This window comes from Paraburkholderia tropica (assembly GCF_014171495.1).
Lineage (GTDB): Bacteria > Pseudomonadota > Gammaproteobacteria > Burkholderiales > Burkholderiaceae > Paraburkholderia > Paraburkholderia tropica.
The window spans coordinates 1,253,279-1,278,839 of record NZ_CP049136.1 but is presented as its reverse complement, the minus strand read 5'-3'; the positions used below and the strand labels follow the sequence as shown (position 1 = coordinate 1,278,839).

Here is a 25,561-nt window from a genome sequence, read left to right as displayed (position 1 = left end):
GATGGAAAGTGCAGAACACGCCAGCATTCGCCGTAGCATTCGCGTGCGCGGTGCTGTTCTCAACCCGTGTCGCCTGCGAAATGCGGGTTCCCGTGCCATGCAACCTCCTCTTTATCATGGAAACTGCGATGGACACTGCGCACTCACATCTATCCAGTCGATCAGTCAACATCTGCACAAGATCCAACTGCGCCATCACGGCGACAAACGCCACTACGAGGCGTTCCGCAAGCATTTCGCAAGCAACAGGCACGAAGTCAGCATGCCTTTTCAGGTATGGATACAACTCAAAAACAACACCGAAATTAGCATCACTTAAAGAATCAATTCGCCCATTTCACCTCCGAATTCGAAGTTATGGAACGATGTCTAGATCATCTTAATCCAGAAATTTTTTTCAACGCCATCAGGTGTCAATTTTCGATAAAGATTGCGAACATAGTTATCGATGCATCGGCATTTCAATACACTTGACTGGCGCGATCATTCCAAAGCGACTAATCTTTTGCAACGTTCTTGCGTGATGTCTGGCGAGACATCGTGATTGACTCACCATCGGAAAGCATGATGCGAACGCCTGCCTTGACTTGCATGGTTTGCGCGGCTTCGATTTTTTCTCTGACTGCCTGCGAGCATCCAACATCCGCCAGCACGTTCACGCCGTCTCAAGCTCAACAAGCTCAGGTAATCGAGGTTGGCGTGGTCGAATGGGTACGGCCCGTTACCATCCAGCCGCAGCAAAGCGGTGTAGGCGCGATCGCAGGCGGCGCACTCGGCGGCATTGCGGCCGGCAGTGCGATCGGGCGCGGCAACGGCTCGCTGGCAGCAGGCATAGGCGGTGCTGTGCTCGGCGGCATGGCCGGCAATGCGGTCGAATCAAACGCAACGCGGCGCGCCGGATTGGAGATTTCCGTCCGACTCGACTCCGGACAATTAATCGCGGTGACGCAAGATGCGGACCAACATTTTTCACCAGGCGATCGCGTGCGCGTGCTATTTGGCTCTCATACGGTCCGCGTGACTCGATAATTTTCCTTTGTTTAAAACATCGAAAACAACAACCCGCCGGATTCGAATTTGTAAATAAATACACGATATTTTTATCGGCCTGACGCACTGCCAGACGAATTACAACACGAGACAATGAGGACTCCGATGAGTGAATCCGTGCAGAAAATGAGTCGCTTGCAGCTGACCGCCATGGTAGTCGGCGGCATGATCGGCGCGGGCATCTTCTCGTTGCCACGTACGTTTGCAAACGCAACAGGGCCTGTGGGCGCCGCCATCGCGTGGATAATCGCCGGTGCCGGCATGTATGCGCTCGCACGGGTCTTTCAGGCGCTCGCGGAACGCAAGCCCAATCTCGACGCGGGCGTGTTCGTCTACGCAAAAGTCGGCTTTGGCGATTACCCCGGCTTTCTCTCCGCATTCGGATACTGGATCGGCAGTTGCATCGGTAACGTGTCGTACTGGGTGCTGATCAAATCGACGCTGGGCGCCTTTTTTCCCATCTTCGGCAATGGCAACACGTTAGTCGCGATCATCGTCGCGTCGATCGGCATTTGGCTCTTTCATTTTTTGATCCTGCGTGGCGTCAAGCAGGCGGCGTTCATTAACACCGTCGTGACCGTGGCGAAAGTCGTGCCCATCGTCGTCTTCATCGTCATTCTGGTGTTCGCGTTCAAGCTCGACATGTTCACGCTGAACATTCACGCTGCCGCTCAGGAAGGCAGCATCGTCCAGCAGGTTCGGGCAACGATGCTGGTGACCGTCTTTGTCTTCATCGGCATCGAGGGCGCGAGTGTGTACTCGCGCTACGCGAAAGAACGCGCCGATGTGGGCCGCGCGACGATATTTGGTTTTTGCGCGGTGACGGCACTCATGGTGCTCGTTTCGATGTTGCCGTTCGCGATCTTGCCGCGCGGCGACGTGGCCGGCATGCGCCAACCTTCGATGGCTGCCGTGCTCGAAAGTCTGGTCGGTCCGTGGGGCGCAATTTTCGTGAGTATCGGGCTCGTTGTCTCGGTCCTCGGCGCCTATCTGGCGTGGTCGCTGATCTGCGCGGAAGTCATGTTTGCCGCAGCGCGTAACGAAGACATGCCCGCCCTCTTCTCGCGCGAAAACGCGAATGGCGTCCCGGCCAACGCACTCTGGATCACGAACATCATCATTCAGCTTCTGGTCGCCAGCACCTATTTTTCCAGCGACGCCTTCGCACTGATGCTCAACCTGACCAGTTCGATGTCGCTGATTCCCTATCTCTTTGTGGCCGCTTACGGGCTGATGATCGCCAAACGCTCGGAGAGCTACGAAATACGCCCCGAGGAACGCAATCGCGACCTGACTTTCGCGGCGATCGCCGTGATCTATACCGTGTTCATGATCATCGCGGGTGGACTGACTTTCATATTGCTGTCCGCGATTCTCTATGCACCGGGTACTGCGCTTTATGTCTGGGCGCGGCGAGAACGGAACATCCCAGTCTTCGTTCGCGGAAGCGACTGGATCATTTTCATCGTGGCAACGCTGGCCGCCATCGCGGGCATTGTTCTGATGGCCACTGGCTCCATTCAACTCTAGCCATTACGAGCGGAGATCGACGTGACAAAGCCTAAAACTGCTGATGAAAAATCGACCCATTCCGATAGCCCGCTGGGGGTCTATTCGGAAGTCGGGCAACTCAGGAAAGTCATGGTGTGCGCCCCCGGCATCGCACACTCCCGCCTCACGCCCAGCAATTGCGACGAACTGCTGTTCGACGATGTGCTCTGGGTCGACAACGCCAAGCGGGATCATTTCGATTTCGTCACGAAGATGCGCGATCGCGGCGTGGAAGTCGTGGAGATGCATAATCTGCTCGCGGAAACGGTCGCCGTGCCCGAGGGGAAAAAATGGATCCTCGATAACCAGATCGTTCCCAATCAGGTTGGCCTCGGTTTTCTCGACGAATTGCGCAGCTATCTGGAAGGACTCAACGATCGCGCACTGGCCGAAACCCTGCTAGGCGGCCTCTCGATTCACGACTTCCCCGAAGCTCACGGCGGCGCGGCGCTCAAGGTCGTACGCGAAGCGGCGGGCGCAACGGAATATCTTCTCGCACCGCTGCCGAACACGCTTTATACGCGCGATACCACCTGCTGGATATACGGCGGCGTGACGCTCAATCCGCTCTATTGGCCCGCGCGCCATGAGGAAACGATTCTTGCGGCCGCGATTTATCGATTCCATCCTGACTTCGCGGGCAAGGTCAATGTGTGGTGGGGCGATCCAACCGAAGATCACGGATTGGCCACGCTCGAGGGTGGCGATGTCATGCCGATCGGCAACAAGACGGTACTCATCGGCATGAGCGAACGCACGTCTCGCCAGGCCATCAGCCAGCTCGCGGCGACCTTGTTCAACCGCGGCGCCGCCGAGCGGGTCATCGTGGCGGCCATGCCGAAGATCCGCGCGGCCATGCATCTCGACACCGTATTCACGTTCGCCGACCGCGACTGCGTCCTGATTGCACCGGATTTCATGGCACGCACGCGCACATTCTCCTACCGGCCGAGCGATCATCCGGCCGGTGTGGAATTGCACCAGGAAAAGAAGTCCTTCGTGGAAGTCGTGACCGAAGCGTTGGGATTGAAGAAAATGCGCGTGGTGGAAGCTGGAGGCAGCGATTATCAACGCGAACGCACGCAGTGGGACAGCGGTGCGAATCTCGTTTGCACCTCGCCCGGCGTCGTGTTTGCGTATGACCGCAACACGTACACGAATACGCTGCTGCGCAAGGCCGGGATCGAGGTCGTGACGATAGTCGGTGCGGAACTGGGCCGCGGCCGCGGCGGCGGACATTGCATGACGTGTCCGATCATTCGCGATGCGGTGGAATTCTAGTTCAGCGCGTCACACCATTCGCGCTCAACCGCCCTGGCCCACTCCCCGACACCCCAAGGCATGCGTCGAGAACTCATTACGGCCACGTGTATCAGCATCATTACGTTCATTGCCGGTGCGGTACTGTACGTTGGGCGTCCGGTTCTGATACCGATCGCATTCTCGATCATCACCTGCTATGTCATTTACGGACTTGCCGAGATGCTGCATCGCCTGCCGCGTCTCGGCGCGCATTTGCGCGCAGGCGTTCGCTATTGGTGTTCGGCCTTGCTCATTTTCGCAGCGGCATACGGCGCGATCGAGCTATTGCTCATCGACAGCGCGCGAATCGAAGCCGTTGGTCCGAAATACGAAGCCACCTTGCTTGCACTGCTCGGCAAAATGGCGGCGCTGCTCCATATCGAAACCGATGCATCGTGGACGACATTTCGCCGGATTCTTCTCGACACCCTCAATATCAAGTCGATGATTTCGTTGCTGGTCGGCTCTATTTCGTCGATATTGGCCACGACGCTGCTCGTCATGCTCTACACGCTGTTCTTCATGATGGAGATCGGCAGGTTTCAGCATAAACTCTTCACGTTCATGGGCGGAAAAGCCAATCTCGCACCGCTCATTTACGCCATCAACTCCAAGATTGGAACCTATCTCGCACTGAAAGCCTTGCTCGGGGTCGTGGTCGGCGTGCTGAGCTGGATCTGCATGTGGATAGCCGGACTTGAATTCGCTTCTCTCCTCGCCGTGCTCATCGTCGTGTTGAATTTCGTTCCGTACGCGGGCTCGCTTATTTCCGTCGTACTGCCGGGTTTGCTCGCCGCCCTGCAGTTCGGACAATGGAGCGAGCCGCTCGCCATTCTGATCGTGCTGGCTTCCATTAACTTCGTGATGGGCAATGTGCTCGATCCGTGGTTGATGGCGGGCTCCATGAATCTGAGCCCGGCAGTCATTTTGATGAGTCTCGCGGTATGGACCGCGATGTGGGGAGCCGCGGGTTCGTTTCTGGCGATTCCCGGCACCGTCGCGCTGACGATTATCTTTTCCGCGTTTCCGGCAACGCGTCCAATTACGCTCCTGCTGACCAAGGACGATCCTGGCGCGCATCGGTAGGACGAGAATTGCGGTTTACACCCGGCTATCTCAGCACTTTCCCTTTAAGGCGCCCGAAAAGCGCCAGCAATTGTTACACTGGCGTTGCAGCGAGGTGCAAGCACAAGCGTCGCTGATGCTCACCACGATCCGCCCGAACGCTGCCTAGTCGAGGGAAATCGCGCCCAGTCGCTTTTTTCAATCGTGCCGGATCACAACAAAGGAACGCGTTGACTACTGTAATTCTGAAACCTGACGAACCCGTGGACGTTGCCCTGCGCCGCTTCCGTCGCGCCATCGAGCGCACTGGCCTGATTCCGGAGCTGCGTGCCCGGACCGCCTATGAAAAGCCGACTACGGTCCGTAAGCGTAAAAAGGCCGCTGCGGTCGCGCGCGTGCGCAAGCAGATCAAACGGTCGATGCCGCCGAAAAAGCGCTACTGACCCAGGCAACGACGGGCGAGGCAGAGATTCAGGGCCATATTCGGCAGCCGCCAGACAGGCGCATGGCAAAACAGTTACAAATCAGATCTTGACGTTGACACACCTGCAAGGTTAGTGTGTCGCCCGAAGGTCAAGAAGTTCGATTGCTGTTCATCAATTGCTCGCTCCTCAGCGGTATTCGTGGTCCTCTCCCTCCTTGTCGCTTCACGTACTCTCTTTATGAGAGTGAATTCTCGTTTTTTTTCATCAAGGATTTTTCATGGAAACCGGTACCGTTAAGTGGTTCAACGACAGCAAGGGCTTTGGCTTCATCACCCCGGACAAGGGTGGCGACGACCTGTTCGCTCACTTCTCCGAGATCAAGACCGACGGCTTCAAGACGCTCGCTGAAAACCAGAAGGTGAGCTTCGAAACCAAGCAAGGCCCGAAGGGTCTGCAAGCGGCTAACATCAAGCCGCTGTAAAGTTTGAAGGACCCGGCCTCCGACAACGGACGCCGGGTTGCAGCGACACCCTCGCGGAGCAATGTCTCCCTAAGTTGGCGCGATCGCATTGAGTTGCCGCTATATCCGGCAACCTGCCCGACGCCACACGCCTCGTTGCACCTCATTCTCCCCTTCGGCGACTACGCCTTTTCGCTTTCCGTCTGCCTCAGATTCGGCTCGCAATGGCTTTGAATCGGCTCGCCCGTGCACGTCCTCACGTCACGCGCGCATTCAGACATTAATAGAATTAAAAATGCATACCAAACATACTCAGCAGTACAACGGCTATGCCGTCCAACCGTCCGCGCATCGTTTGCCTGACGGGTGTTTTTCATCCAATCTGCTTCTCGAACGCACTAACAGCGCGCAAGCCGAAGCCTCCTACCGGTTCTATTCGCTCGATTACTTCGAGAGCGAAGAACAGGCGCTGGAATTTTCAACGCGCTGGGCGCGCAACTGGGTCGATACGCGCGGATAAAACCGCGCCGGCCTGACGCGTTCGCTCGCACCCGAGCGAGCGCGAGCGCCGGATCAGCAATCAACGCTCACCCTTTTCGTGTGGCGAAAATGCCAAATCGGGCGCTCGCATTTTTGAAATGGATTTTTTTAAAGCCATCATGGCGCAACAAACCTTGATTCAGGTTTGTCGCCAAATGGGGGCATGTTATGGGCAGTGCGCTGGTATGGGCTGCAATCCCTCACAATAGTGACGGGGTCGTGTTTCAGGTTCGCGTGATTCGCGGGCTTCAGCGTTTTCATCTGTCCCGCCGGACGCTCGAGGACGTGTTTGACCTCGCGCCTCACGCATCGGATGCGCGGCAACTCGAACGCTTTTACGAGCACGCGCCTCAGATCTTGCGGCAGGCCATGCGAAAACGCCCGATTGCGGGCGCCGATACCGCCGCGCTTCAAACTGGCGATTTCATCTCGGCCGTCGAGACAGAATGGGCTGAAACCGCATATCTGCCGGAAATACCCGGCTATCTGACTTTGGACTGAGGAACGCGCGCAGCCGGCTGGATCGCACACAGCGCAGACAGCCCAGGCGCTCAAAAAAAACGGCATGGTTCGCCCGGTCGGCTATCATGCCATTCCTCTCCGAAGTAGCTTCTTATGATTTCCGTCCGTAATGTCACGCTGCGCCGCGGCGTCAAGGTCGTGCTCGACAGCGCCACCGTCACTTTCACCCCTGGCGAAAAGATCGGTCTTGTCGGCCGCAATGGCGCCGGCAAGTCGTCGTTCTTCGGCCTGCTCAACGGCTCGCTGCACGAAGACAGCGGCGAATTCTCGATTCCCGCTGCATGGCGGATGGGTCAGGTCGCGCAGGACATGCCGGAGACCGAACAGGGCGCAACCGACTTCGTGGTCGAGGGCGACACGGCCCTTCTGGCGGCCCAGGCTGAAGTCGCCGCCGCCGAGGCCAGCGACGACGGCATGCGCATGGCGCACGCCTACATGGCCCTGCACGACGCCGGCGCACACGATGCGCCCGCACGCGCACAGGCGCTGATCCTGGGTCTGGGCTTCACGGCCGCGCAGCTCGATCAGCCGGTCAACAGCTTCTCCGGCGGCTGGCGCATGCGACTCCAGCTGGCACGCGCGCTGATGTGCCCGTCCGATCTGCTGCTGCTCGACGAACCGACGAACCACCTGGACCTCGACGCACTGGTCTGGCTGGAAGCGTGGCTCAAGCGCTATCAGGGCACGTTGGTCGTGATCAGCCATGACCGCGAATTCCTCGATGCGGTGACGCAGGTGACGGTGCACGTCGATAACGCGAAGCTCGTGCGCTACGGCGGCAACTACAGCAAGTTCGAAGACATGCGCGCCGAACAGCTCGAGTTGCAGCAGGCCGCGCTCGCCCGCCAGGCGGACAAGATCGCCCATCTGCAGAAGTTCATCGACCGTTTCAAGGCCAAGGCTTCGAAGGCGAAACAGGCGCAGAGCCGGGTCAAGGCGCTCGAACGCATGGAGAAAATCGCACCGGTTCTGGCGGAAGCGGAGTTCAACTTCGAGTTCAAGGAACCGCTCAACGTCCCGAACCCGCTGTTGTCGATGCTGGACGCGAGCTTCGGTTACCCCGCGCCGGAGGATGCCGCGCCGGACACGCCGCCCACGGTCATCGTGCGCGGGATCAATCGCTCCGTGCTGGCCGGGCAGCGCATCGGCATTCTCGGCGCGAACGGCCAGGGCAAGTCCACGCTCGTGAAGACGGTGGCGCACGCGCTCGCGCCGATTGCCGGCGAAATCAGCGAGGGCAAGGGGCTGAACATCGGCTATTTCGCGCAGCAAGAGCTGGACGTGCTGCGCCCGCAGGACACGCCGATGGAACACATGATCCGCCTCGCCCGGGACACGCCGCCGCACATGCGCGCGCCCGGCCAGAGCGGCACCGAGCAATCGCTTCGCACCTTCCTCGGCACCTTCAATTTCAGCGGCGATACGGTTCACCAGGCCGTGAGCACGATGAGCGGCGGCGAAAAGGCGCGGCTCGTGTTGTGCATGATCGTGTGGCAGCGCCCCAACCTGCTGCTGCTCGACGAGCCGACCAACCACCTCGACCTCGCCACGCGTGAAGCGCTCGCCATGGCGTTGAACGAATTCGAGGGGACGGTGATGCTGGTCAGCCACGACCGCGCGCTGCTGCGCGCCGTGTGCGACGAATTCTGGCTGGTCACAAAGGGCGGCGTCGAACCCTTCGACGGCGATCTGGACGATTACCAGCAGTTCCTGCGCGACGAAGCCCGCCGCATGCGCGAGCAGGCCGACGCGGCGTAAAAAGCGATTGCCCGAGATTGCGCTCGGGCTTTCATCAGAACTTGCCCGGCGCGTGTCCGCACGCGCCGCGGCAAATACCCATTCCCGCACGCGTAAGTCTCACAGCGCAATGCGAATACCGGAAGCATTAATCGGTGCGCTGAGTTCCGCATTATCCTCATTTCAACGCCTGTTATTCCGATCGGCATTCGACTGACTGGATTTGCCTTTGCTATTGGCTTCTGCGTCATCGGGCTGCCGCACCAGAAAGTCGTGATAGCTCCGATTACGAATCCAGGACGGTGCGCGACCGCGACCGCTCCAGGTCGCGCCCGTAACGGGATCCTGATACTTCATCTGAACAGGCCTGGTGTTATAGATGCCGCGCCGATCGACACGCAATTGATTCGGCACCAGGTTGAAAACATTCATGACCTGGCGAATGTGCTCGATCGCGGCTTTCTGCTCCTGTTGCCACGCGGCCGTAATGCGTTCATTGAGTTGCACGAGTTGCTTTTCCAACACTCTGACCTTGTTGTTCATGCGCTCTTTCCGTATTGCATGGCCTGGTTGGTGCAACGCACGTCCAGTTTTATTGCCATTGCGCGCGCCCTGCCTTTGCAGGCGCGCTCGTTAGGTCCTGGTGAAATGCACGGGTATCATCATTACGATCACATATCAGTTGATATGCGAATGTAATAATATCCATTTGATATTTAAATATCAACTGATATCCTTGCGGCCATGAACGCGGCCCCCACCTCACCGCGGCGAAGCCGCGAAGAAAGTCGATTGCAGACTCGTGCGCATTTGCTTGCAGCGGCGAAACGGTTGTTTGTCGAAAAAGGCTTCGGCGCCACCTCGCTCAGGGATATTGCGGCCGAGGCGGGCTACACGCAGGGCGCTTTCTATTCGAATTTCGCCAGCAAGGAAGCGCTGTTCGTGGAATTGATGCGGGAGCGCTCGAAGGCGCAAGTCACTCACATTGCGCAGGCGCTGGGCGACCCGTCAGCTTCAGCGGAGCAAATATTGAATGCGCTGGAGATCTGGGCGCAGACGCTCGACGCCGAGCCGGAGTGGTCGGTGCTGGGCGTGGAATTCAAGCTTCAGGGCCGTCGCAATCCCCTCTTTGCCACGGCTTCCGAGGCACTGCTGAACGCGCACCGCGATGGTCTGGCCTATTGCATCACGCAGATCTTCGCCCGACTGGAGAAGGTGCCACCGGAATCGCCGGCCGTCCTGGCCGCGGCCTTCATGGGGCTCTCGCAAGGGCTCGCATTGCAGCGGCCCCTGCTTTCCGAGGCGCCGATCGGGCACATGATCATGGTGTTCTTGCGCAGCTTGCTGGCCGCCGCGCCGCCGGCGAAGTGATACGCGGATAACCCTCGGCGCCCGACACACATCACGCCGTCGCGCCATCATCAAAGACACCGACCGCCGCTTCAACGCGCGCGCCAACGCCCAGCGCGAATCCCTGAAAGCGACCGCTCCCCGGCCCCACCGGCCATGACATCAAGTTATGCCGGCTCCAACAATTTCGGCGTTGTAGCGCCGAAATTGACTCACTATAGTCGAATCAACCCGATGCCCGAATCCCCCAGTCAGGCGCGCCCTCAAGCCGACGCGCCCGACCGGGCAAGCTTTCCCCTTCAACCCTGTCGAGGAAGAGTCGTGATCAAACTGCAGAGCTGGCGCCCGGTCGCCATAACAATGACGTCGATCGCCGCGCTCGTGGCCACGGCGAGCCACTCCGCCCAGGCCGCCGGAAAAATCACCTTCGTCTCGCAAGGCGGGGCGTATCAGGAAGCGCAGACGAAAGCCATCCTCGATCCGGCGGCAAAGCAACTCGGCATCACGATCGCGCAGGACAGCATCCCCGACGCGTGGCCGCAGGTGAAAGCGCAAGGCGCGACCGGCAAGCCGATCTGGGACGTCATCGACACGCCCACGTCGAACTGTCTGCGCGGCGGCCGCGAAGGGCTGATCGAAAAGCTCGACTTCTCGAAGATGCCGAACGCCGCCTCGATTCCGGAAAAATATCGCACGCCCTATTCCGTCGCGTACGAGTTCTATTCGACGGTCATCGGCTACAACAAGAAGACGCTCAAGAAAGTCCCGCAGAATTGGGCCGATTTCTGGAACGTGAAGGGTTTCCCCGGCACGCGCGCGCTGCGTAACGATCCGCAGACCGTGCTCGAAGCGGCCCTGCTCGCCGACGGCGTCCCGCGCGACAAGCTCTATCCGCTCGACGTCGATCGCGCCTTCAAGAAGCTCGAGCAGATCAAGCCGGATATCGCCGTCTGGTGGACCTCGGGCGGTCAGTCCGCGCAGTTGCTGCACGACGGCGAAGTCGACATGGAGATGATCTGGAATGGCCGCGCGAGCGCCGTGCGCAAGGACAATCCGGACATCGCGTTCACCTATAACGACGGCATCCTGCAGAACACGCAGCTGTGCATCCTGAAAAACGCGCCGAATCTTCAGACCGCCGTGCGTTTCGTCGATGTCGCGGTGTCGCCGGATCTGCAGGCGAATCTGCCGACCTATATCGATTACGGTCCAGGCAATCCGGCCGCGTACAAGACCGGCAAGATTTCCGCCGCGCGCGCGGCCGAGTTGCCGAGCGCACCGGAAAACGCGGCCAAGCAGGCCCTGATGTCCGAAGAGTGGTGGGCGTCCGACGCCGGCATCCAGGCGAAGGCGCGCTGGCTGAAGTTCATGCAGCAATAAGCCATCGCCGCCAGGCTGGTGCAGCGCGAGGCCTGACGCCACGGCAGGCCTCGCGCGTTTCGTCCGTCCTTCTGAATCGGCCCTCCCTATTGTGTTCGACTACCTGATTCTCGGCGGCGGCTCGGCCGGCTGCGTGCTCGCCGCGCGGCTGTCCGAGGACGCCCGCCGCACGGTCTGCCTCGTCGAGGCGGGCCGCAATCTGAGCCAGGCGACGCTGCCGCCTGACATCCGCAGCCGCTATCCGGGCCGCGCCTATCTCGACACGCGCAATCTCTGGCAAGCGCTGCAGGCGCGCATGAGCGCCCCGGCCGCGCCGCGCCGCTATGAACAGGCGCGGCTGCTCGGCGGCGGCTCCGCGATCAACGCGCTGATGGCCAACCGCGGCGCGCCCGCCGATTACGACGAGTGGGAAACGCTCGGCGCCGCCGGCTGGAACTGGGCGACCTGCCTGCCGTTCTTCCGCAAGCTCGAACACGATGTCGATTTCGACGGGCCGCTGCACGGCAAGCACGGCCCGCTGCGCGTCACGCGCGCGCCGCGCGCGCGGCTTTCGCCGTTCGTGCGCGGGGTGATCGACGCGCTGGGCCGCCGCGGCTATCCGCTGCGCGCCGACCAGAACGGCGCGTGGGAAGACGGCACCTTCGTCGGCACGCTCGGCGTGAGCGCGTCGGGCGAGCGGATTCCGACCTCGGTCTGCTATCTCGACGACACGGTCCGCGCGCGCCGCAACCTGACGATCGTCACCGACACCCAGGTCGAACGCGTGCTGTTCGACGGCGCGCGCGCAACCGGCGCGCAACTCATACACCACGACGGCACGCGCGACTCGATCAGCGCCGCGCGCGTGATCGTCAGCGCGGGGGCGATCCACAGCCCGGCGTTGCTGATGCGCAGCGGCATCGGTCCGGCCGACGAACTGGCCGCGCACGGCATCGCCGTCGTCGCCGCGCGTGACGGCGTTGGCCGCAATCTGATGGAGCATCCGTCGATCGCCGTTTCCGCGTTCCTGCCGCCCGCGGCACGCACGCCCTTCCCCGACGAGCATCACGAGCAGGCCATCGTCCGCTATTCGTCGGGACTGCCCGGCACGCCGCGCGGCGACATGCACGGCGCGATCCTGTCGCGCTCCGGCTGGCACTCGGTCGGCTACCGGCTCGGCACGATGTTCTTCTGGGTCAACAAGTCGTATTCGCGCGGGCGCGTGACGCTCGCCTCGCCGCACGCGCAACAGGAACCGACCGTCGAATTTTCGATGCTGTCGGACGCGCGCGATCTCGAACGCCTGAAAGGCGCGGTGCGCTTCGGCGCGCAGACGCTCGCCGATCCGGCGCTCGCGGCCACGCTCGGGCCGCGCTTTCCGTCGAGCTATTCCCCGCGTGTTGCCGCGGTCGCGCGCCCCGGAAACTGGAACGCGTTGCAGCGCGGGCTGCTCAGCGGGCTGCTCGATGTCGCCGGACCGTTAAGGCCTGCGTTGATCGAACGCGTGATCACGCAGGGCATGACGCTCGACACGCTGCTCGCCGACGATGCGGCGCTGACCGAATTCGTCACGCAGTCGGTGGGCGGCACCTGGCATCCGTCCGGGACGTGCAGGATGGGCGCGCCCAGCGATCCGCTCGCCGTCACCGGTCCGGACGGCGCGGTTCACGGCGTCGAAGGCCTGACGGTCTGCGACGCGTCCGTGATGCCGTCGATTCCCTGCGCCAACACGAACGTGCCGACGATCATGATCGCCGAACGGATCGCCGATACGCTGAAGTAAGCTGAAATAAAAACGCGCCGGCTTTTGGGCCAGGCGCGTTTTGCTCTCTTCCTTCGATCAACTTCGTAGGACAAGTTCAAGCGGCCAACTTCACTCGCCGTATCCCACCACGCCCTTGACCTCCAGAAACGATTCGATGCCCCATTCGCCGTACTCGCGGCCATTGCCCGACTGCTTGTAGCCGCCGAACGGCGCACCGGCGTCCCAATCCGGATAGTTCAGATACACGCTGCCCGCGCGCAGCCGATACGCCACGCGACGCCCGCGCTCCACGTCCGCCGACTGCACGTACGCGGCCAGCCCATACGGGCTGTCGTTCGCAATCGCGATCGCGTCTTCGTCGTCGCGATAAGGGATGATCGTCAGCACCGGGCCGAAGATCTCTTCGCGGGCGATCCGCATGTCGGGCGTCACATCGGCGAACACGGTCGGCTTGACGTAGTAGCCGCGCTCAAGCCCGTCCGGCCGCCCCACGCCGCCCGCGACGAGCGTCGCCCCTTCGGCGATGCCCGCGTCGATCAGCGCCTGCACCCGCCCGAACTGAACCTCGCTGACGACCGGCCCCAGCGTCGTGTCCGGCGCATCCGCCGGACCGACCTTGTGCGCGAGCGCCGCACGCCGCGCAATTTCGACCGCCTGCGCGTGACGCGCGGCGGGCACCAGCATGCGCGTCGGCGCATTGCACGACTGGCCGCTGTTGCCGAAACAGGCGTTCACGCCCTTCGTCACCGCGACGTCGAAATCGACATCGTCGAGCAGCAGGTTCGCCGACTTGCCGCCCAGTTCCTGATGCACGCGCTTGACCGTGGGCGCCGCGAGTTGCGCGATCTGGATACCCGCGCGCGTCGAGCCCGTGAACGAGACCATGTCGATATCCGGATGCGCCGCCAGCGGCGCGCCGACCGACGGCCCGTCGCCCTGCACGAGATTGAACACGCCGGGCGGCACGCCGGCCGCATCGAGCACTTCGGCGAACAGCACCGCGTTCAGCGGCGAGACCTCGCTTGGCTTCAGCACCATCGTGCAACCGGCGACCAGCGCGGGCGCGACCTTGCAGACGATCTGGTTGATCGGCCAGTTCCAGGGCGTAATCAGCGCGACGACGCCGACCGGTTCGTAACGCACGCGCGTGGTGCCTTTGTCGCGCTCCCAGACGAAGCTCGCGCAGGTCTTCAGCAGTTCTTCCAGATGACGGCGGCCGATCCCGGCCTGCCATTCGTACGCGAGCGCGCGTGGCGCGCCGATCTCGCGCGAGATTGCCGCGGCGATCTCGTCGTAGCGCGCAAGGTACATCTCAAGAACGCGGCGCACGAGCGCGACGCGCTCGTCCGGCGTCGTCTGCGAGAACGATTCGAAGGCGCGCTTCGCCGCGGCCACCGCGCGATCGACGTCGCGCGTATCGCCCGTCGCGATCTCGGCGAACGGCAGTTCGGTGCACGGATCGATAACCGGCAGGCGCGCGTTGGCGGCAGGCGCAACCCACGCGCCGTCGATATAGAACTTCAGGGCATTGTCTGTCATGTCGGTTTCCGGTCGCGGAAAGTGGTTCAAACCCGGTCGGCTTCAGGCCCGCGCCGGCTGCAGCTGGCGCTGACCGCTGCGACGGCTGACGACCACGAGCAGCACGAGCGCAAGCGTCAGCGCGGTCAGCATCGTGCTGATCGCGGCGATGGTCGGATCGATTTCGTCGCGCAGCGTGACGAACATCCGGCGCGTGAGCGTCTGGTTGTCGCCGCCCGACACGAACAGCGCGACGACCGTTTCGTCGAGCGCCTGAATGAACACGAACACCGCGCCGGAGATCACGCTCGAACGGATCTGCGGCAGCGTCACAGTCAGAAAGCTGCGAAGCCGGTTCATGCCGAGGCTGCGCGCCGCCATTTCCTGCGCGTGATCGAACGAGCGCAGATCGGCGCCGACCGAAATCAGCACGTAGGGCAGCCCGAGCATCGAATCGGCGATGATCAGACCGCCGAGCGTGTTCACGTAGCCGAACTTCGAATAGACGAAGAACACGCCCACCGCGACGATGATGATCGGCACGATCATCGGCAGCATCAGCACGGTCTTCAGCGGGCGGATCAGCGGATGCTCGCCGTGCTCGATCGCGTAGGCGGCCGCCACACCGACCGGCGTCGCGATGCACGCGGCGGACAGCGAAGCGATCAGCGTCACGCGGGCGGCCGACAGCCATTCAGGATTGCCGAAGAACGACGCATACCAGCGCAGCGACAACGCGGGCGGCGGGAACGTCATGAAGCGCGTGTCGGAGAACGAGATCGGCACGACGATCAGCACCGGAATCATCAGGAACGCGAGGATCAACACCACCAGCACGATCAGCGCGCCGCGCACGAACGGGTTCGGTCTCATTTCGCCCCCAGGGTCTTGTCGAGCGGAATCACGCGGCTCGCGAGGTAGAAGATCGCGAACACGCACAGCAGCAACACGACGCACACGGAACTCGCCGCGCCCCAGCTGTTATAGATTTCGACGTTGCGGCTCACCACCATCGACACCATGATCGATTTGCCGCCGCCCATCAGCTCGGGCGTGATGTAGAAGCCGAGGCACAGCACGAAAACAAGCGTCACGCCCGCGACCACGCCGCCGAGCGAGAGCGGCAGGAACACGCGCAGGAACGCGTGCAGCGGCGTCGCGCCGAGACTCGCGGCCGCCTGCGAGAGATTGGTCGGGATCTTCTGCATCGCCGAATACAGCGGCAGCACCATGAACGGCAGCAGGATATGAACCATCGCGACGATCGTCCCGAACTCGTTGTAGGCGAGCTGAACGGGGCGATCGACGAGGCCGAAGGCCAGCAGCAGCTTGTTCACGACGCCGGTGCGCTGCAACAGCACGAGCCACGCGTAAGTCCGCACCAGCACGCTGGTCCAGAACGGCAGGATCACCATGCCGAGAATCAGCGCGGCGAAGCGCGGCCGCACCGACGCGGCGAGATAAGCGACCGGATAGCCGAGCAGCAGCGTCGCGGCCGTCACGATCAGGCTCAGCTTGAACGTGAGCAGGAAAGTGTCGAGATAGGTGCCGCTGAACACGCGATAGTAGTTCGCGAGCGTGAAGCCGCCGTCCTGGCGGACCGACTGCCACGACAGCCACGCGAGCGGCACGACGAGCAGAATCACGACGACGGCCAGCGCCGGCGTCATCAGCAGAAGCATCGTGCGGTTTTCTCGGCGCTGATGGTGCCGCGCCGCGTCGGTCTCGTCGTGTTGCATCGGTGCGGATCCGGAGTCTGAAACAAACGCTCTGGCAGTCGTCATCATGCCCCCATGGCATCGAGGAACTGGTACCACGCGGCCACGAGTCTGACACCTGGCGCACGCAGTGCGTGGAACGGCACGGGACGCAGCCCGTCCTGCGCGAGCAGCGCAAGATCGGGCGTCTCGCCGAGTGCGAGCGCGGCCGCGTGCTGGCCGATCAGGCTCGCCATCGCCACGCCCGCGCCGTTATAACCGACGCAGAACACCGTCGCGTCGTCCGCGCGGCCGACATGCGGCAGCGCATTGAAGGTCATCCCGACATAACCGGACCAGCGGAACTCCACGCGAATATCGGCGAGATCCGGAAACAGTCCGACCATCGCGCGCCGCAGCGCCTCGAAGCCGGTGTCCTGGCCTTCCTTGCCGAACGCGTCGCGGCCGCCGAACAGCATGCGACCGTCCGCGCGCCGGAACCACTTCATCATGCGGCGCGTTTCGGTATAGCTGCGCCGCTGCGTCATCAGCTTCGCGTCGAGCGCGGCGGGCAGACGTTCGGTCGCGATCATCGCGCTGCGAAACGGCACCAGCTCGCGACGCATGGCGTCGGTCGCGGGCGTGAGGTCCGAATAGGCGTTGGTCGCGACGATCACCTGCCGCGCGCGCACCGTCGCGCCCGCCGTGCGCAGCGTGACGCCCGCGACGCCGGGCGCGCGGTCGATCGCGAGCACGGGCGTCGAGGTGTGGATCGGCACGCCGCGCGCCGCGAGCGAGCGCGCGATGCCCAGCACGTACTCGAGCGGCAGGATCGTGCCCGCATCGGCGCTGAGCACGCCGCCGACAAAACCGGTCGAGCCGGTTTCGGCGCGCACTGCCTCGCGCGACAGCACGGTCATCGAGCGGTCGCCGAGCGATGCGCGCACCCACTCGGCTTCCGCGACGATCGACGCGAGCGCGCGCTCGGTGTGGGCGCAGCGCAGACTGCCGGTGCGTTCGAACCGCGCGCGCGCGATGCCGCATTCCTCCAACAGCGCCTCGACGGTGCGCACGCCGTCGTGCGCGAGACGATGCATGCGCTTCGCAACGTCGAGCCCGTGCGCGCTGGCGATCGCCGAAAACGACGGGCGAAACTTGGACGACACGACGCCGCCGTTGCGCCCGCTCGCGCCCCACCCGACCGGATTCGCGTCGAGCACCGCGCACGACACGCCGCGCTGATGGAGCGCATGGGCGGCGCACAGGCCGGAATAACCGGCGCCGATCACGGCGACATCGACCTGCAGATCGCGCGTGAGCGGCCCCGCGCCGACCGGCGCGTCGAACGAACCGGCCTCGCCGGCCAGATGACGCCAGAGCGAATCCGGCTGCGGCGAGGTCGAAACGGGCGGCGCGAGCATCGTCAGGCCGCGCAGAGTTCGGCTTCGACGGCGTCGGCGAGCGCCGCGAGCGTCGGGAAGCAGAACGTCGGCGTCGTCACTTTTTCCGGCTCCGGCGTGCCGCCGAAACCGGCCTGGCCGCGTCGGCGCTCGATCCAGCAGGTCGAATAACCCAGTTCGGTCGCAATGCCGATGTCGTGATACTGGCTCTGCGCCGTGTGCAGGATTTCGCCGAACTTGTAGCCGAACGCCGCCTGGCGGCCACGGTTATAGGCAAAAAATTGCGGATCGGGTTTGGCCACGCCGGTTTCGTCGCAGCAGACGGTGTCGTCGAACGGATCGCCGAGCGTGTGCGCATACGCGGAGAGCGCGACGCGGTCGGCGTTCGTCATCGCGACGAGGCGGAAGTGTTTGCGCAGCCGCTTCAGCGCCTCGACCGAATCCTCGAACGCCGGCCAGTCGAGCACGTCGCGCTGGAACGCGGCGGCCGTCGTCGCATCGCCCGGCAGATCCAGTTCGGCGGCCAGCGACAGCCACACGTTGGCCATTTCGTGGCTCGACCGGCCGTAGAACTTCGCCCGGCCGCGCAGATACGGCGCGAAAATCTGGTCATCGGTCAGATCCTTCGCGGCCGGACCGCCTAGGCGGCGAACCGAAGTCAGCACGCCTTGTTCGAAGTTGATCAGCGTGCCGACGACGTCGAACGTCAGCACCTTGAAATCGGTGAGCTTCATGAATGGATCCTTGATTGCGTTGCGGTTGGCTGGAAAGACGGCATGCGCGGCGATCGCGCCGCACGGTCACGCCGGTACGACGATCGTGTCGCGTGGACTGAGGGCGACGGAAACGGGAGAGCCGGGCGCAGGAATCCGATGCCGCGCATCGTGATTGCCCGGCTGGCGCAGGCTGAGCGACGTGCCGTCCGCGAGCTTCGCGAACACGCGCAGACTCTCGCCCTGATACAGCACTTCGGTCACGCGCGCCGAGAGGCGGTTGGCGTCGGGCGCGGCGTCGCCGCTGTCGATCACGAGCTTCTCGGTCTGCACCGCGAGCAGCAGTTTGTCGGCGTCCGGCAGCGGTTCGGCGGAGCGCAGCACCGCATCGCCGAGGCGCACCGCGTCGTCGCCCGCGCGCGTGACGGGCAGCAAGGTCGCCTCGCCGATAAAGCTCGCCACGAACGCATTGCAGGGCCGGTCGTACAGGCGCTCGGGCGTGTCGATCTGCACCAGCTTGCCATTCTTCAGGACAGCGACACGATCGCTCATCGTCAGCGCCTCGCGCTGGTCGTGCGTCACATAGACGATCGTCGCGCCAAGCCGGCGATGCAGCGCGCGCAGCTCGATCTGCATCGTCTCGCGCAATTGCTTGTCGAGCGCGGACAGCGGTTCGTCCATCAGGATCAGTTGCGGTTCGAACACCATCGCGCGCGCCAGCGCGACGCGCTGGCGCTGGCCGCCCGAGAGTTCGCTGATGCGCCGGCCCTCGTAGCCGCGCAATTCGACCATCGCCAGCGCGTCGGCGACCTTGCGGGCCCAGCCCGCTTTCGGCTCGCGGCGCGCGCGCAGCGGAAAGGCGACGTTCTCGCCCACCGTCATGTGCGGAAACAACGCGTAGTTCTGGAACACGATGCCGATGTCGCGCTTGTGCGGCGGCGCGAATGTAATGTCGCGCTCGCCGACCCAGACGCTGCCGCTGGACGGCTGCACGAAACCGCCGAGAATCCCGAGCAAGGTGGTCTTGCCCGAGCCGGACGGCCCGAGCAGCGAGACGAATTCCCCCTGAGCGACGTCGAGCGACACATCGTCGAGCGCGACGACATGGCCATAACGTTTGACCGCCGATCGAATCGATACGCCTGCCTTTACTCGTGCGTCCATCGTCGTGCTCCCGCCTTTCAGTCAGTGTTCAACCAAGAATAGGCGGCGATTTTTTTGGCGGCAATTCCCGAATTGTTGGATCAGGCATAACATCAGGTCATGCCAAACCTTCGCCGAAAACTGCCGAGCGCCAACGCGCTGTTCGTCTTCGAGGCGGCGGCGCGTTGCGGGAACTTCACGCGCGCCGCCCAGGAGCTCTATGTCAGCCAGCCCGCCGTGAGCCGCATGCTGGCGCGCATGGAGGATCACATCGGCGTGCGGCTGTTCGAGCGCGTCCATGGCGGCATCGAGCTGACCGAGAACGGCCGCATTCTGTACCGCAAGATTTCCGAGGGACTGAACGGCATCGAGGAAGCGATTCTCGATATCGAGGCCCGCGCGACGGGCGTCGAGCCGGTCACGCTGTCGGTGTCGACCGCCTTCACCACGCACTGGCTGATGCCGCGCATGAGCCGCCTGAACGAGGCGTTTCCTTCCGTGGATCTGCGCTTTCAGCTGATCTCGGGCCGGATCGGCGGCCCGCTCGGCGACGTCGATCTTGGCATGCGTTTTCTGCACGAAGCGGAAATGGGGGAAAACAGCATCAGGGTTATGCCTGAGGTGCTGCTGCCCGTCTGCAATCCGCACTATCAGGAACTCGCGCGCGGCGTCGACTGGCTGGCGCACGGCGACACCGTGATCGTCATGGACGACGAGGAACGCGGCTGGCACGCGCGCTTCGCAGCGTTCGCGAACGAGACGCGGCGCGCGGCAAGCGTATTGAGCTTCAACGATTACGCCATCGTCGTGCAGGCCGCGCTGCTCGGTCAGGGCCTCGCGCTCGGCTGGGTCAACGTCGTGATGCACTGGCTCGCGCAACGCGCGCTGGTGCCCGCCGTGGACGAACTGCAGGTGACGAACCGGCTGTGCTGCCTGTCGTGGGCGCCGGGACGACCGCTTCGGCCCATCGTCGCGGAAGTGCGCGACTGGCTGCTGGCCGAGATGCGCGCCGACCTCGCCGCGGTCGACAGCGCGTATCCGTCGCTCGGGCTCGCCGCGGCGCTTTCTTGTACGACGTGATGCCCCGCTTGCCCCCGCATTTTCTACGGAGCCGCCCTCCGTCATCGCGATTTGATACTGCCTGACGCGGGCAAATGAGTTTTTTCGGTGGCACGAGCAATCGTAAGCTCTCCACTATGAAATTCATGTCCGACCTTGCTCAGGCAGCGAGCGCCGCCAACGCTGCAGCCATGAACGCATCTTGCGTCCGCACCGGCGGCACGCGCGCGCTGAACGGCTTGCGCACGCGTGCGGGCGTCGAACTCGCGATTGCGCAGATTCACGCCAGCCCCGCCAGCGATCTGAGCGTCGCGGCGCTGGCCGCACGCGCCTGTCTCAGCATGTGGCGCTTCACCGTCATCTTCAAAGGACTGACCGGCGAATCGCCGCATCGCTATGTGACGCGCGTTCGGGTTGGGCATGCGCAGAACCTGCTGCGCCAGGGCGTCACGCCCGTCGACGCCGCGCAGGCGTCGGGCTTCTACGACCAGAGTCATCTGTCGCGCAGCATGAAAGCGAGCTGCGGGATGAGCCCCAAACAGTTTCAGCAACATCACACCGGCGACACGTCGGCTCTCTTCTCTTCCCTTTCATCCGCGAGCTATACATGAGTCTGAAACGCTTCAAAGTCTTGACGTTCGACGTCGTCGGTACCCTCATCGATTTCGAGCGCGGCATGCTGAACTACCTGCATCAGGTGGCCGGCGACGCCAAAGTCTCGGACGAAGATTTCCTCGCCGCCTATCGCGAGGCGCGCAAGCGCGCGGGCACGATCTGGTATCCCGACGATCTCGAACTGTGCTGGAAGCTGATCGCGCCGCGCCTCGGCCTGCCCGAGAGCGACGAGGTCGCAAAAGGCTTTCGCGATTCGGTCTCGGAATGGCCCGCATTTCCGGACTCCGTTGAAGCACTCAAGCGCCTCGCCCAGCACTTCAAGCTGGTGACGATGACGAACGCGCAAACGTGGGCGCTCGCGCATTTCTCGAAGACGCTCGGCGAGCCGTTCTCGATGCTGCTCGCCTGCGACGACGCGCTGTGCGAAAAGCCGGACGCGCGCTATTTCGCGTACGCGCGCGGTCGCTACGAACAGGCCTGGGGCTTCCGCCAGGAAGACAATCTGCACGTGGCGCAGAGCCAGTATCACGACATCGGCATCGCCCGCGAGCTGGGCATCACGAGCTGCTGGATCGAGCGCCGTCATGGCATGCCCAGCTCGGGCGGCACGATCGAGTCCGCTCACACGGTCCCCGACTACCACTTCCACACACTCGCGCAACTCGCCGATGCCGTGGAAGCCGGCCAATAAACGGGACGCACGATCACATCATGCCGATCACCATTCTTTCGCAAAGCGCGCAATGCCAGGACCTCACGCCCGCGGGCGCGGTGGGCGCGCCGCTCACCGAACCGGCCTGCACGACGCAGACGCTGGAAGTGCCGCTCGAAGGCTCGGGCGACAATCGCTCGGGACTGTGGGAGGTGTCAGTGGGACGCTTCTCGCGTCATCTGGCCAATGCCGAAGTCATGCACATTCTCGCGGGCGAATGCACGTTCACGCCGACCGGCGGCGAAGCGCGCGCGATCAAGGCAGGCGACACGCTGTTTTTTCCGGCGAACACCACCGGCGTCTGGGATATCAAGACCCCGCTGCGCAAGGTCTATGTCGTCATGGCCGATAACTAATATTAATTAATATTGATTCGGACTTCGTAGCATTTGAATGACGATGCGCTCTCATCGCGAGAGCGCATCGTATGTCACGGCATACTCAGACTTTACCGCCAAAGACTTTCTCGATCGGATAATGCGTCTTGATGAAAGGCGATTTGATCACGATATAGCTGAAGTATTTCTCGATGCCGACGTTGCGCTCCAGCAGCCCTTCCATGACTTCCTGATAGTGATTGACGCCGCGCGCCACGACCTTGAGCAGATAATCGTAGCCGCCGCTCACCAGATGACATTCGATCACTTCGTCGAGTTCCTTGACGGCTTTTTCGAAGCGGATGAAATCCTCGCGATGATGGTCGGACAAGGTGACTTCCGTGAACACGGTCAGGATGTCACCGATCTTCTCCATGCAGATCTGCGCGCTGTATCCGCTGATAAAACCCGCCTGCTCCAGGCGCTTGACCCGGTTGAGGCACGGACTCGCCGACAACCCGACCGCTTCGGCCAGATCCACGTTGGTCATGCGCCCGTTATTCTGAAGCTGGCTCAGGATCCGCAAATCCAGTCGGTCCAGCTGCATATTTGTACTCATACCGCGGTTCCCTAATGTTCCGATACGGGTCGTCTAACCCAGAGCCTGAGCAGCAACGGCAAAGGTGTGCAGGTCGGCGGCGCCATGCGCGGCGTCGCCGAATGTCATTTTGGGGACACGATTCACGCAGGTCAACCCAAGGCTTTCGAACCAAGCGCCGATCGGCACCGCGTAGTGTTCGACCGCGTCGAGGCGCACGAATTTGCCGGCGGCCTTGCCGCAGAGATGCGCGATCAGCGCTTGCGCCAGTTGCGGCTCCGACGCGACGACCGGACCGATGAGCAGGCCGCGCCCGAAGCGGCGCAGGAAGGCGAAACCCCGAATGCCTTCATCCGACGATTCGCTGTCGAGCACGATGGCCTGAACGTGCTGATCGAGCCACGCGGCGATCAGTCGTTCGCGCCGCATGCCATTGGCGCGGGCGTCCAGTTCGCAGAGCGCGGCTTCATCCGCGTGATTCGCCGGACGCAGACGCGTGCCCGCAGGAAGGGCGATCAGCGGCGCCGAACGCGGACGGCCCTGATACTGGAGCACCGCGCCGCTTTCGCGAAAGCCGAGGCGCTCGACCGCGTGGCGCCAGTGTCCGAACGCATGCACCGTCACGCCGCGTGTGCCCGCGCGTTCGAGGAGATCGCGCAGCAAGACGGCTTCGGCCTCGCCCGCGCGATGCGCCGCGTCCGAAACCAGCAGACTGATCGAAGCCGCGTGCTCGTCCCACACGAAGATCTGCCCGAGCGACGCGATCTGCCCGTCGCACATCACCACGCGGCCGATTCCGAGCGCGCTCAACGACTGCCAGTCGCTCAGCCGATGCGGCCAGCCTGCTTCTTCCGAGAATTGCTGCGCGACGGGCAAATCCGCCTCGCACAGATCGCGCAGCGAAAAGCGCGCGGCGTCTACCCGCTCATGTTGGTTCGAATCGTTCATGAAGGTCGAATGGTTGTATCTGCCCCATGATCACTCGCCGGAATTTGCACGCGATAGGAAAAACGCCACCTGTTTTTTTGCGTGAAAACGCCGTCCATTAGCACAAACCTCAATAGCAAACTCGCGCATTTTTTCGACTCGCTGCTGAATCGGCGAGCAGGCGCGACGTCATTTTCGCCGCACGGCAAACAATGCTGTCGAGCCCCCATAAACCGCAGTTCCGCCTGTGCGAACCGGTCAATACGACGCGAAGCCTCTGTTTTGGCGTGATTCAATTTCAGCACTGTTCATCACCCGCGCGGTCACTGACCGCCCGACCCTGTCGCCACGCCGAAAACGCAAGCCGATCCGCGTGAACGATGCGTCGATTGAATCTGGATGACCCTGGAGATCGCATTAGTCGATGAAACTCGATTCGTATTGGAAGGAAGGTGTCGAACTGACGGAGCACGCCGCGGCGCTGCCGTCGAGCGCCGACGTGGTCGTGATCGGCGCAGGATTCTGCGGACTCTCCGCCGCGCTAACGCTGGCCCGCGCCGGCGCGCGCGTGGTGGTGCTCGAAGCCAACGACACCGTGGTCGCTGAAGCGTCCGGCCGCAACGGCGGTCATGTGAACAACGGGCTCGCCGTCGATTACGCGGCGCTGGCCGCGAAGATCGGTGCGGACAAAGCGCGCGCGTTCTATCAGCTTTACGACGCCGCCGTCGATACCGTCGACAGCATCGTGCGCGAAGAAGCGATCGACTGCGATTTCATGCGTCACGGCAAGCTGAAACTGGCGTCGCGTCCGGCGCATTACGACACGCTCGCGCGCAGCTACGAACGGCTGATCGCCGATGGCGTGGACACCGACATCGAACTGCTCGACCGCGATACCGTGCGCGCCGAGGTGAACAGCGACAGCTATCACGGCGGTCTGCTCTATAAAAAAAGCGCCCAGATGCACATGGGTCGTTTCGGCAAGGGACTCGCCGATGCCGCGATCCGCGCGGGCGCGCAGATTCATACGCGCACGGCGGCGCTGCGTCTGGAGCGCATCGCGCAGACGGCGCACGGCTATCGCGTGCAGACCGCACGCGGCACCGTGAAAGCCGACAAGGTCTTGCTCGCGACGGGCGCAACGCGCCACGGCAATTACGGCAGCTTCGGCTGGATCCGCCGCCGCGTGGTGCCGATCGGCAGCTTCATCGTGGCGAGCGCGCCGCTCGGCGAAGCACGCGCCAGCGCGCTGCTGCGCGAGCGCCGTACCTACGTCACGACCTCGAATCTGCATCACTACTTCCGCGTGTCGCCCGATCACCGGCTGATCTTCGGCGGCCGCGCGCGTTTCGCGGTGTCCAATCCGCAGTCCGATGCCACCAGCGGGGAGATCCTGCGCGAAGGGCTGCTCGCCACCTTTCCGCAACTCGCGGACGTGCCGCTCACGCACTGCTGGGGTGGCATCGTCGATATGACGCAGGACCGGCTGCCCCACGCGGGCGAGCGCGACGGCATGTTTTACGCACTGGGCTTCAGCGGCCACGGCACGCAGATGTCCACGCATACGGGCCGCTGCATCGCCCGCACGATGCTCGGCGAGCGCGCGGCCAATCCGTGGGCCGGGCGCGACTGGCCGGCGGTGCCGGGCCACTTCGGGCCGCCGTGGTTCCTGCCGTTGATCGGCCTCTACTACAAGATGAAAGACGCCATTGCCTGACGACCCGCGCAAGCGAATT

At 63.0% G+C, this 25,561-nt stretch carries 27 protein-coding genes; 18 read left to right on the top strand and 9 right to left on the bottom strand.

Annotated elements, in window-relative coordinates; genetic code table 11:
- The first annotated feature begins 1 nt into the window (after position 1).
- The 10 genes from G5S35_RS29240 to G5S35_RS29195 all read left to right on the top strand — a co-directional run bounded on the left by G5S35_RS29240 (position 2) and on the right by G5S35_RS29195 (position 8,673).
- The gene (locus tag G5S35_RS29240) at positions 2–319 is read left to right on the top strand and encodes a hypothetical protein (protein WP_183040051.1); all 318 of its coding nucleotides are present in this window, start codon (positions 2–4) and stop codon (positions 317–319) included.
- A gap of 248 nt (positions 320–567) precedes the next feature.
- Complete coding sequence (locus G5S35_RS29235) at positions 568–1,029, top strand: outer membrane lipoprotein (protein ID WP_408583151.1); 462 nt, start codon at positions 568–570, stop codon at positions 1,027–1,029.
- A 126-nt stretch (positions 1,030–1,155) separates the two neighbouring features.
- Complete coding sequence (locus G5S35_RS29230) at positions 1,156–2,580, top strand: basic amino acid/polyamine antiporter (RefSeq protein ID WP_065065047.1); 1,425 nt, start codon at positions 1,156–1,158, stop codon at positions 2,578–2,580.
- A 111-nt stretch (positions 2,581–2,691) separates the two neighbouring features.
- Positions 2,692–3,882, top strand: a complete 1,191-nt coding sequence (locus tag G5S35_RS29225; RefSeq protein ID WP_202035018.1) for an arginine deiminase — start codon at positions 2,692–2,694, stop codon at positions 3,880–3,882.
- Between the two features lie 60 nt (positions 3,883–3,942).
- Positions 3,943–4,989 carry an AI-2E family transporter gene (locus tag G5S35_RS29220; protein WP_183039632.1) on the top strand — a complete coding sequence of 349 codons (1,047 nt, stop codon included), beginning with the start codon at positions 3,943–3,945 and terminating at the stop codon, positions 4,987–4,989.
- Between the two features lie 209 nt (positions 4,990–5,198).
- Positions 5,199–5,411 (top strand): 30S ribosomal protein S21, encoded by a 213-nt coding sequence (rpsU, locus tag G5S35_RS29215; RefSeq protein WP_065065050.1) that lies wholly within the window; start codon positions 5,199–5,201, stop codon positions 5,409–5,411.
- Positions 5,412–5,670: 259 nt separating this feature from the next.
- Entirely contained in the window at positions 5,671–5,874 is a 204-nt protein-coding gene (locus tag G5S35_RS29210) for a cold-shock protein (protein WP_065065051.1), read from the top strand.
- A gap of 274 nt (positions 5,875–6,148) precedes the next feature.
- A complete protein-coding gene (locus G5S35_RS29205) occupies positions 6,149–6,373 on the top strand; it encodes a hypothetical protein (RefSeq protein ID WP_065065052.1) in 225 nt (74 codons plus the stop codon).
- 188 nt (positions 6,374–6,561) lie between these two features.
- Positions 6,562–6,894 (top strand): hypothetical protein, encoded by a 333-nt coding sequence (locus G5S35_RS29200; RefSeq protein WP_074987621.1) that lies wholly within the window; start codon positions 6,562–6,564, stop codon positions 6,892–6,894.
- A 114-nt stretch (positions 6,895–7,008) separates the two neighbouring features.
- A complete protein-coding gene (locus tag G5S35_RS29195; protein ID WP_065065053.1) occupies positions 7,009–8,673 on the top strand; it encodes an ABC-F family ATP-binding cassette domain-containing protein in 1,665 nt (554 codons plus the stop codon).
- Between the two features lie 162 nt (positions 8,674–8,835).
- Here the strand turns inward: G5S35_RS29195 and G5S35_RS29190 are convergent, their stop codons facing one another.
- Positions 8,836–9,195 carry an H-NS histone family protein gene (locus tag G5S35_RS29190; RefSeq protein ID WP_065065054.1) on the bottom strand — a complete coding sequence of 120 codons (360 nt, stop codon included), beginning with the start codon at positions 9,193–9,195 and terminating at the stop codon, positions 8,836–8,838.
- A 201-nt stretch (positions 9,196–9,396) separates the two neighbouring features.
- On the opposite strand from G5S35_RS29190, the gene G5S35_RS29185 reads away from it, so the two are divergent.
- From G5S35_RS29185 to G5S35_RS29175, 3 genes are all read left to right on the top strand, one after another.
- A complete protein-coding gene (locus G5S35_RS29185; RefSeq protein WP_183039631.1) occupies positions 9,397–10,023 on the top strand; it encodes a TetR/AcrR family transcriptional regulator in 627 nt (208 codons plus the stop codon).
- A gap of 339 nt (positions 10,024–10,362) precedes the next feature.
- Positions 10,363–11,382, top strand: a complete 1,020-nt coding sequence (locus G5S35_RS29180) for an ABC transporter substrate-binding protein (RefSeq protein WP_065065056.1) — start codon at positions 10,363–10,365, stop codon at positions 11,380–11,382.
- A gap of 91 nt (positions 11,383–11,473) precedes the next feature.
- The gene (locus tag G5S35_RS29175; RefSeq protein WP_183039630.1) at positions 11,474–13,144 is read left to right on the top strand and encodes a GMC family oxidoreductase; all 1,671 of its coding nucleotides are present in this window, start codon (positions 11,474–11,476) and stop codon (positions 13,142–13,144) included.
- Positions 13,145–13,234: 90 nt separating this feature from the next.
- Here the strand turns inward: G5S35_RS29175 and G5S35_RS29170 are convergent, their stop codons facing one another.
- The 6 genes from G5S35_RS29170 to G5S35_RS29145 all read right to left on the bottom strand — a co-directional run bounded on the left by G5S35_RS29170 (position 13,235) and on the right by G5S35_RS29145 (position 19,618).
- The gene (locus tag G5S35_RS29170; RefSeq protein WP_074987624.1) at positions 13,235–14,665 is read right to left on the bottom strand and encodes an aldehyde dehydrogenase family protein; all 1,431 of its coding nucleotides are present in this window, start codon (positions 14,663–14,665) and stop codon (positions 13,235–13,237) included.
- Positions 14,666–14,707: 42 nt separating this feature from the next.
- A complete protein-coding gene (locus G5S35_RS29165) occupies positions 14,708–15,517 on the bottom strand; it encodes an ABC transporter permease (protein ID WP_074987625.1) in 810 nt (269 codons plus the stop codon).
- On the bottom strand, positions 15,514–16,383 hold the full coding sequence (locus G5S35_RS29160) for an ABC transporter permease (protein WP_237181568.1): 870 nt from the start codon (positions 16,381–16,383) through the stop codon (positions 15,514–15,516). Before G5S35_RS29160 ends, G5S35_RS29165 begins: the two co-directional genes overlap by 4 nt.
- 44 nt (positions 16,384–16,427) lie before the next feature.
- Positions 16,428–17,762 (bottom strand): NAD(P)/FAD-dependent oxidoreductase, encoded by a 1,335-nt coding sequence (locus tag G5S35_RS29155; protein WP_183039629.1) that lies wholly within the window; start codon positions 17,760–17,762, stop codon positions 16,428–16,430.
- A 2-nt stretch (positions 17,763–17,764) separates the two neighbouring features.
- Positions 17,765–18,475: an HAD-IA family hydrolase gene (locus G5S35_RS29150; RefSeq protein ID WP_065065062.1), complete on the bottom strand. Its 711-nt coding sequence runs from the start codon at positions 18,473–18,475 to the stop codon at positions 17,765–17,767.
- A 66-nt stretch (positions 18,476–18,541) separates the two neighbouring features.
- Positions 18,542–19,618 carry an ABC transporter ATP-binding protein gene (locus G5S35_RS29145; protein WP_074987628.1) on the bottom strand — a complete coding sequence of 359 codons (1,077 nt, stop codon included), beginning with the start codon at positions 19,616–19,618 and terminating at the stop codon, positions 18,542–18,544.
- Between the two features lie 99 nt (positions 19,619–19,717).
- Here G5S35_RS29145 and G5S35_RS29140 point away from each other — a divergent pair, with 99 nt between their 5' ends.
- The 4 genes from G5S35_RS29140 (at position 19,718) to G5S35_RS29125 (ending at position 22,339) form a co-directional block, all read left to right on the top strand.
- Entirely contained in the window at positions 19,718–20,677 is a 960-nt protein-coding gene (locus G5S35_RS29140; protein WP_074987629.1) for a LysR family transcriptional regulator, read from the top strand.
- A gap of 170 nt (positions 20,678–20,847) precedes the next feature.
- On the top strand, positions 20,848–21,267 hold the full coding sequence (locus G5S35_RS29135; RefSeq protein ID WP_183039628.1) for a helix-turn-helix domain-containing protein: 420 nt from the start codon (positions 20,848–20,850) through the stop codon (positions 21,265–21,267).
- Positions 21,264–21,962 carry an HAD family hydrolase gene (locus G5S35_RS29130; protein WP_183039627.1) on the top strand — a complete coding sequence of 233 codons (699 nt, stop codon included), beginning with the start codon at positions 21,264–21,266 and terminating at the stop codon, positions 21,960–21,962. Before G5S35_RS29135 ends, G5S35_RS29130 begins: the two co-directional genes overlap by 4 nt.
- 20 nt (positions 21,963–21,982) lie before the next feature.
- On the top strand, positions 21,983–22,339 hold the full coding sequence (locus tag G5S35_RS29125) for a cupin domain-containing protein (protein WP_074987632.1): 357 nt from the start codon (positions 21,983–21,985) through the stop codon (positions 22,337–22,339).
- 85 nt (positions 22,340–22,424) lie between these two features.
- On the opposite strand, the gene G5S35_RS29120 is transcribed toward G5S35_RS29125, so the two are convergent.
- Both G5S35_RS29120 and G5S35_RS29115 read right to left on the bottom strand, forming a co-directional pair.
- Complete coding sequence (locus G5S35_RS29120; RefSeq protein WP_065065067.1) at positions 22,425–22,919, bottom strand: Lrp/AsnC family transcriptional regulator; 495 nt, start codon at positions 22,917–22,919, stop codon at positions 22,425–22,427.
- A 33-nt stretch (positions 22,920–22,952) separates the two neighbouring features.
- Positions 22,953–23,846 (bottom strand): GNAT family N-acetyltransferase, encoded by an 894-nt coding sequence (locus G5S35_RS29115; protein ID WP_074987633.1) that lies wholly within the window; start codon positions 23,844–23,846, stop codon positions 22,953–22,955.
- Positions 23,847–24,249: 403 nt separating this feature from the next.
- Between G5S35_RS29115 and G5S35_RS29110 the strand changes: the two genes are divergently transcribed.
- A complete protein-coding gene (locus tag G5S35_RS29110; protein WP_183039626.1) occupies positions 24,250–25,542 on the top strand; it encodes an NAD(P)/FAD-dependent oxidoreductase in 1,293 nt (430 codons plus the stop codon).
- Positions 25,543–25,561 lie beyond the last annotated feature (19 nt).

Excerpts from the sequence above, each read along its gene's own strand:
- G5S35_RS29240 (WP_183040051.1), top strand. The coding sequence starts at position 2 with ATGGAAAGTGCAGAACACGCCAGCATTCGCCGTAGCATTCGCGTGCGC.
- G5S35_RS29235 (WP_408583151.1), top strand. The coding sequence starts at position 568 with ATGCGAACGCCTGCCTTGACTTGCATGGTTTGCGCGGCTTCGATTTTT.
- G5S35_RS29230 (WP_065065047.1), top strand. The coding sequence starts at position 1,156 with ATGAGTGAATCCGTGCAGAAAATGAGTCGCTTGCAGCTGACCGCCATG.
- G5S35_RS29225 (WP_202035018.1), top strand. The coding sequence starts at position 2,692 with ATGGTGTGCGCCCCCGGCATCGCACACTCCCGCCTCACGCCCAGCAAT.
- G5S35_RS29220 (WP_183039632.1), top strand. The coding sequence starts at position 3,943 with ATGCGTCGAGAACTCATTACGGCCACGTGTATCAGCATCATTACGTTC.
- G5S35_RS29210 (WP_065065051.1), top strand. The coding sequence starts at position 5,671 with ATGGAAACCGGTACCGTTAAGTGGTTCAACGACAGCAAGGGCTTTGGC.
- G5S35_RS29205 (WP_065065052.1), top strand. The coding sequence starts at position 6,149 with ATGCATACCAAACATACTCAGCAGTACAACGGCTATGCCGTCCAACCG.
- G5S35_RS29200 (WP_074987621.1), top strand. The coding sequence starts at position 6,562 with ATGGGCAGTGCGCTGGTATGGGCTGCAATCCCTCACAATAGTGACGGG.
- G5S35_RS29195 (WP_065065053.1), top strand. The coding sequence starts at position 7,009 with ATGATTTCCGTCCGTAATGTCACGCTGCGCCGCGGCGTCAAGGTCGTG.
- G5S35_RS29190 (WP_065065054.1), bottom strand. The coding sequence starts at position 9,195 with ATGAACAACAAGGTCAGAGTGTTGGAAAAGCAACTCGTGCAACTCAAT.
- G5S35_RS29185 (WP_183039631.1), top strand. The coding sequence starts at position 9,397 with ATGAACGCGGCCCCCACCTCACCGCGGCGAAGCCGCGAAGAAAGTCGA.
- G5S35_RS29180 (WP_065065056.1), top strand. The coding sequence starts at position 10,363 with ATGACGTCGATCGCCGCGCTCGTGGCCACGGCGAGCCACTCCGCCCAG.
- G5S35_RS29170 (WP_074987624.1), bottom strand. The coding sequence starts at position 14,665 with ATGACAGACAATGCCCTGAAGTTCTATATCGACGGCGCGTGGGTTGCG.
- G5S35_RS29165 (WP_074987625.1), bottom strand. The coding sequence starts at position 15,517 with ATGAGACCGAACCCGTTCGTGCGCGGCGCGCTGATCGTGCTGGTGGTG.
- G5S35_RS29160 (WP_237181568.1), bottom strand. The coding sequence starts at position 16,383 with ATGCAACACGACGAGACCGACGCGGCGCGGCACCATCAGCGCCGAGAA.
- G5S35_RS29155 (WP_183039629.1), bottom strand. The coding sequence starts at position 17,762 with ATGCTCGCGCCGCCCGTTTCGACCTCGCCGCAGCCGGATTCGCTCTGG.
- G5S35_RS29150 (WP_065065062.1), bottom strand. The coding sequence starts at position 18,475 with ATGAAGCTCACCGATTTCAAGGTGCTGACGTTCGACGTCGTCGGCACG.
- G5S35_RS29145 (WP_074987628.1), bottom strand. The coding sequence starts at position 19,618 with ATGGACGCACGAGTAAAGGCAGGCGTATCGATTCGATCGGCGGTCAAA.
- G5S35_RS29140 (WP_074987629.1), top strand. The coding sequence starts at position 19,718 with ATGCCAAACCTTCGCCGAAAACTGCCGAGCGCCAACGCGCTGTTCGTC.
- G5S35_RS29135 (WP_183039628.1), top strand. The coding sequence starts at position 20,848 with ATGAACGCATCTTGCGTCCGCACCGGCGGCACGCGCGCGCTGAACGGC.
- G5S35_RS29130 (WP_183039627.1), top strand. The coding sequence starts at position 21,264 with ATGAGTCTGAAACGCTTCAAAGTCTTGACGTTCGACGTCGTCGGTACC.
- G5S35_RS29125 (WP_074987632.1), top strand. The coding sequence starts at position 21,983 with ATGCCGATCACCATTCTTTCGCAAAGCGCGCAATGCCAGGACCTCACG.
- G5S35_RS29120 (WP_065065067.1), bottom strand. The coding sequence starts at position 22,919 with ATGAGTACAAATATGCAGCTGGACCGACTGGATTTGCGGATCCTGAGC.
- G5S35_RS29115 (WP_074987633.1), bottom strand. The coding sequence starts at position 23,846 with ATGAACGATTCGAACCAACATGAGCGGGTAGACGCCGCGCGCTTTTCG.
- G5S35_RS29110 (WP_183039626.1), top strand. The coding sequence starts at position 24,250 with ATGAAACTCGATTCGTATTGGAAGGAAGGTGTCGAACTGACGGAGCAC.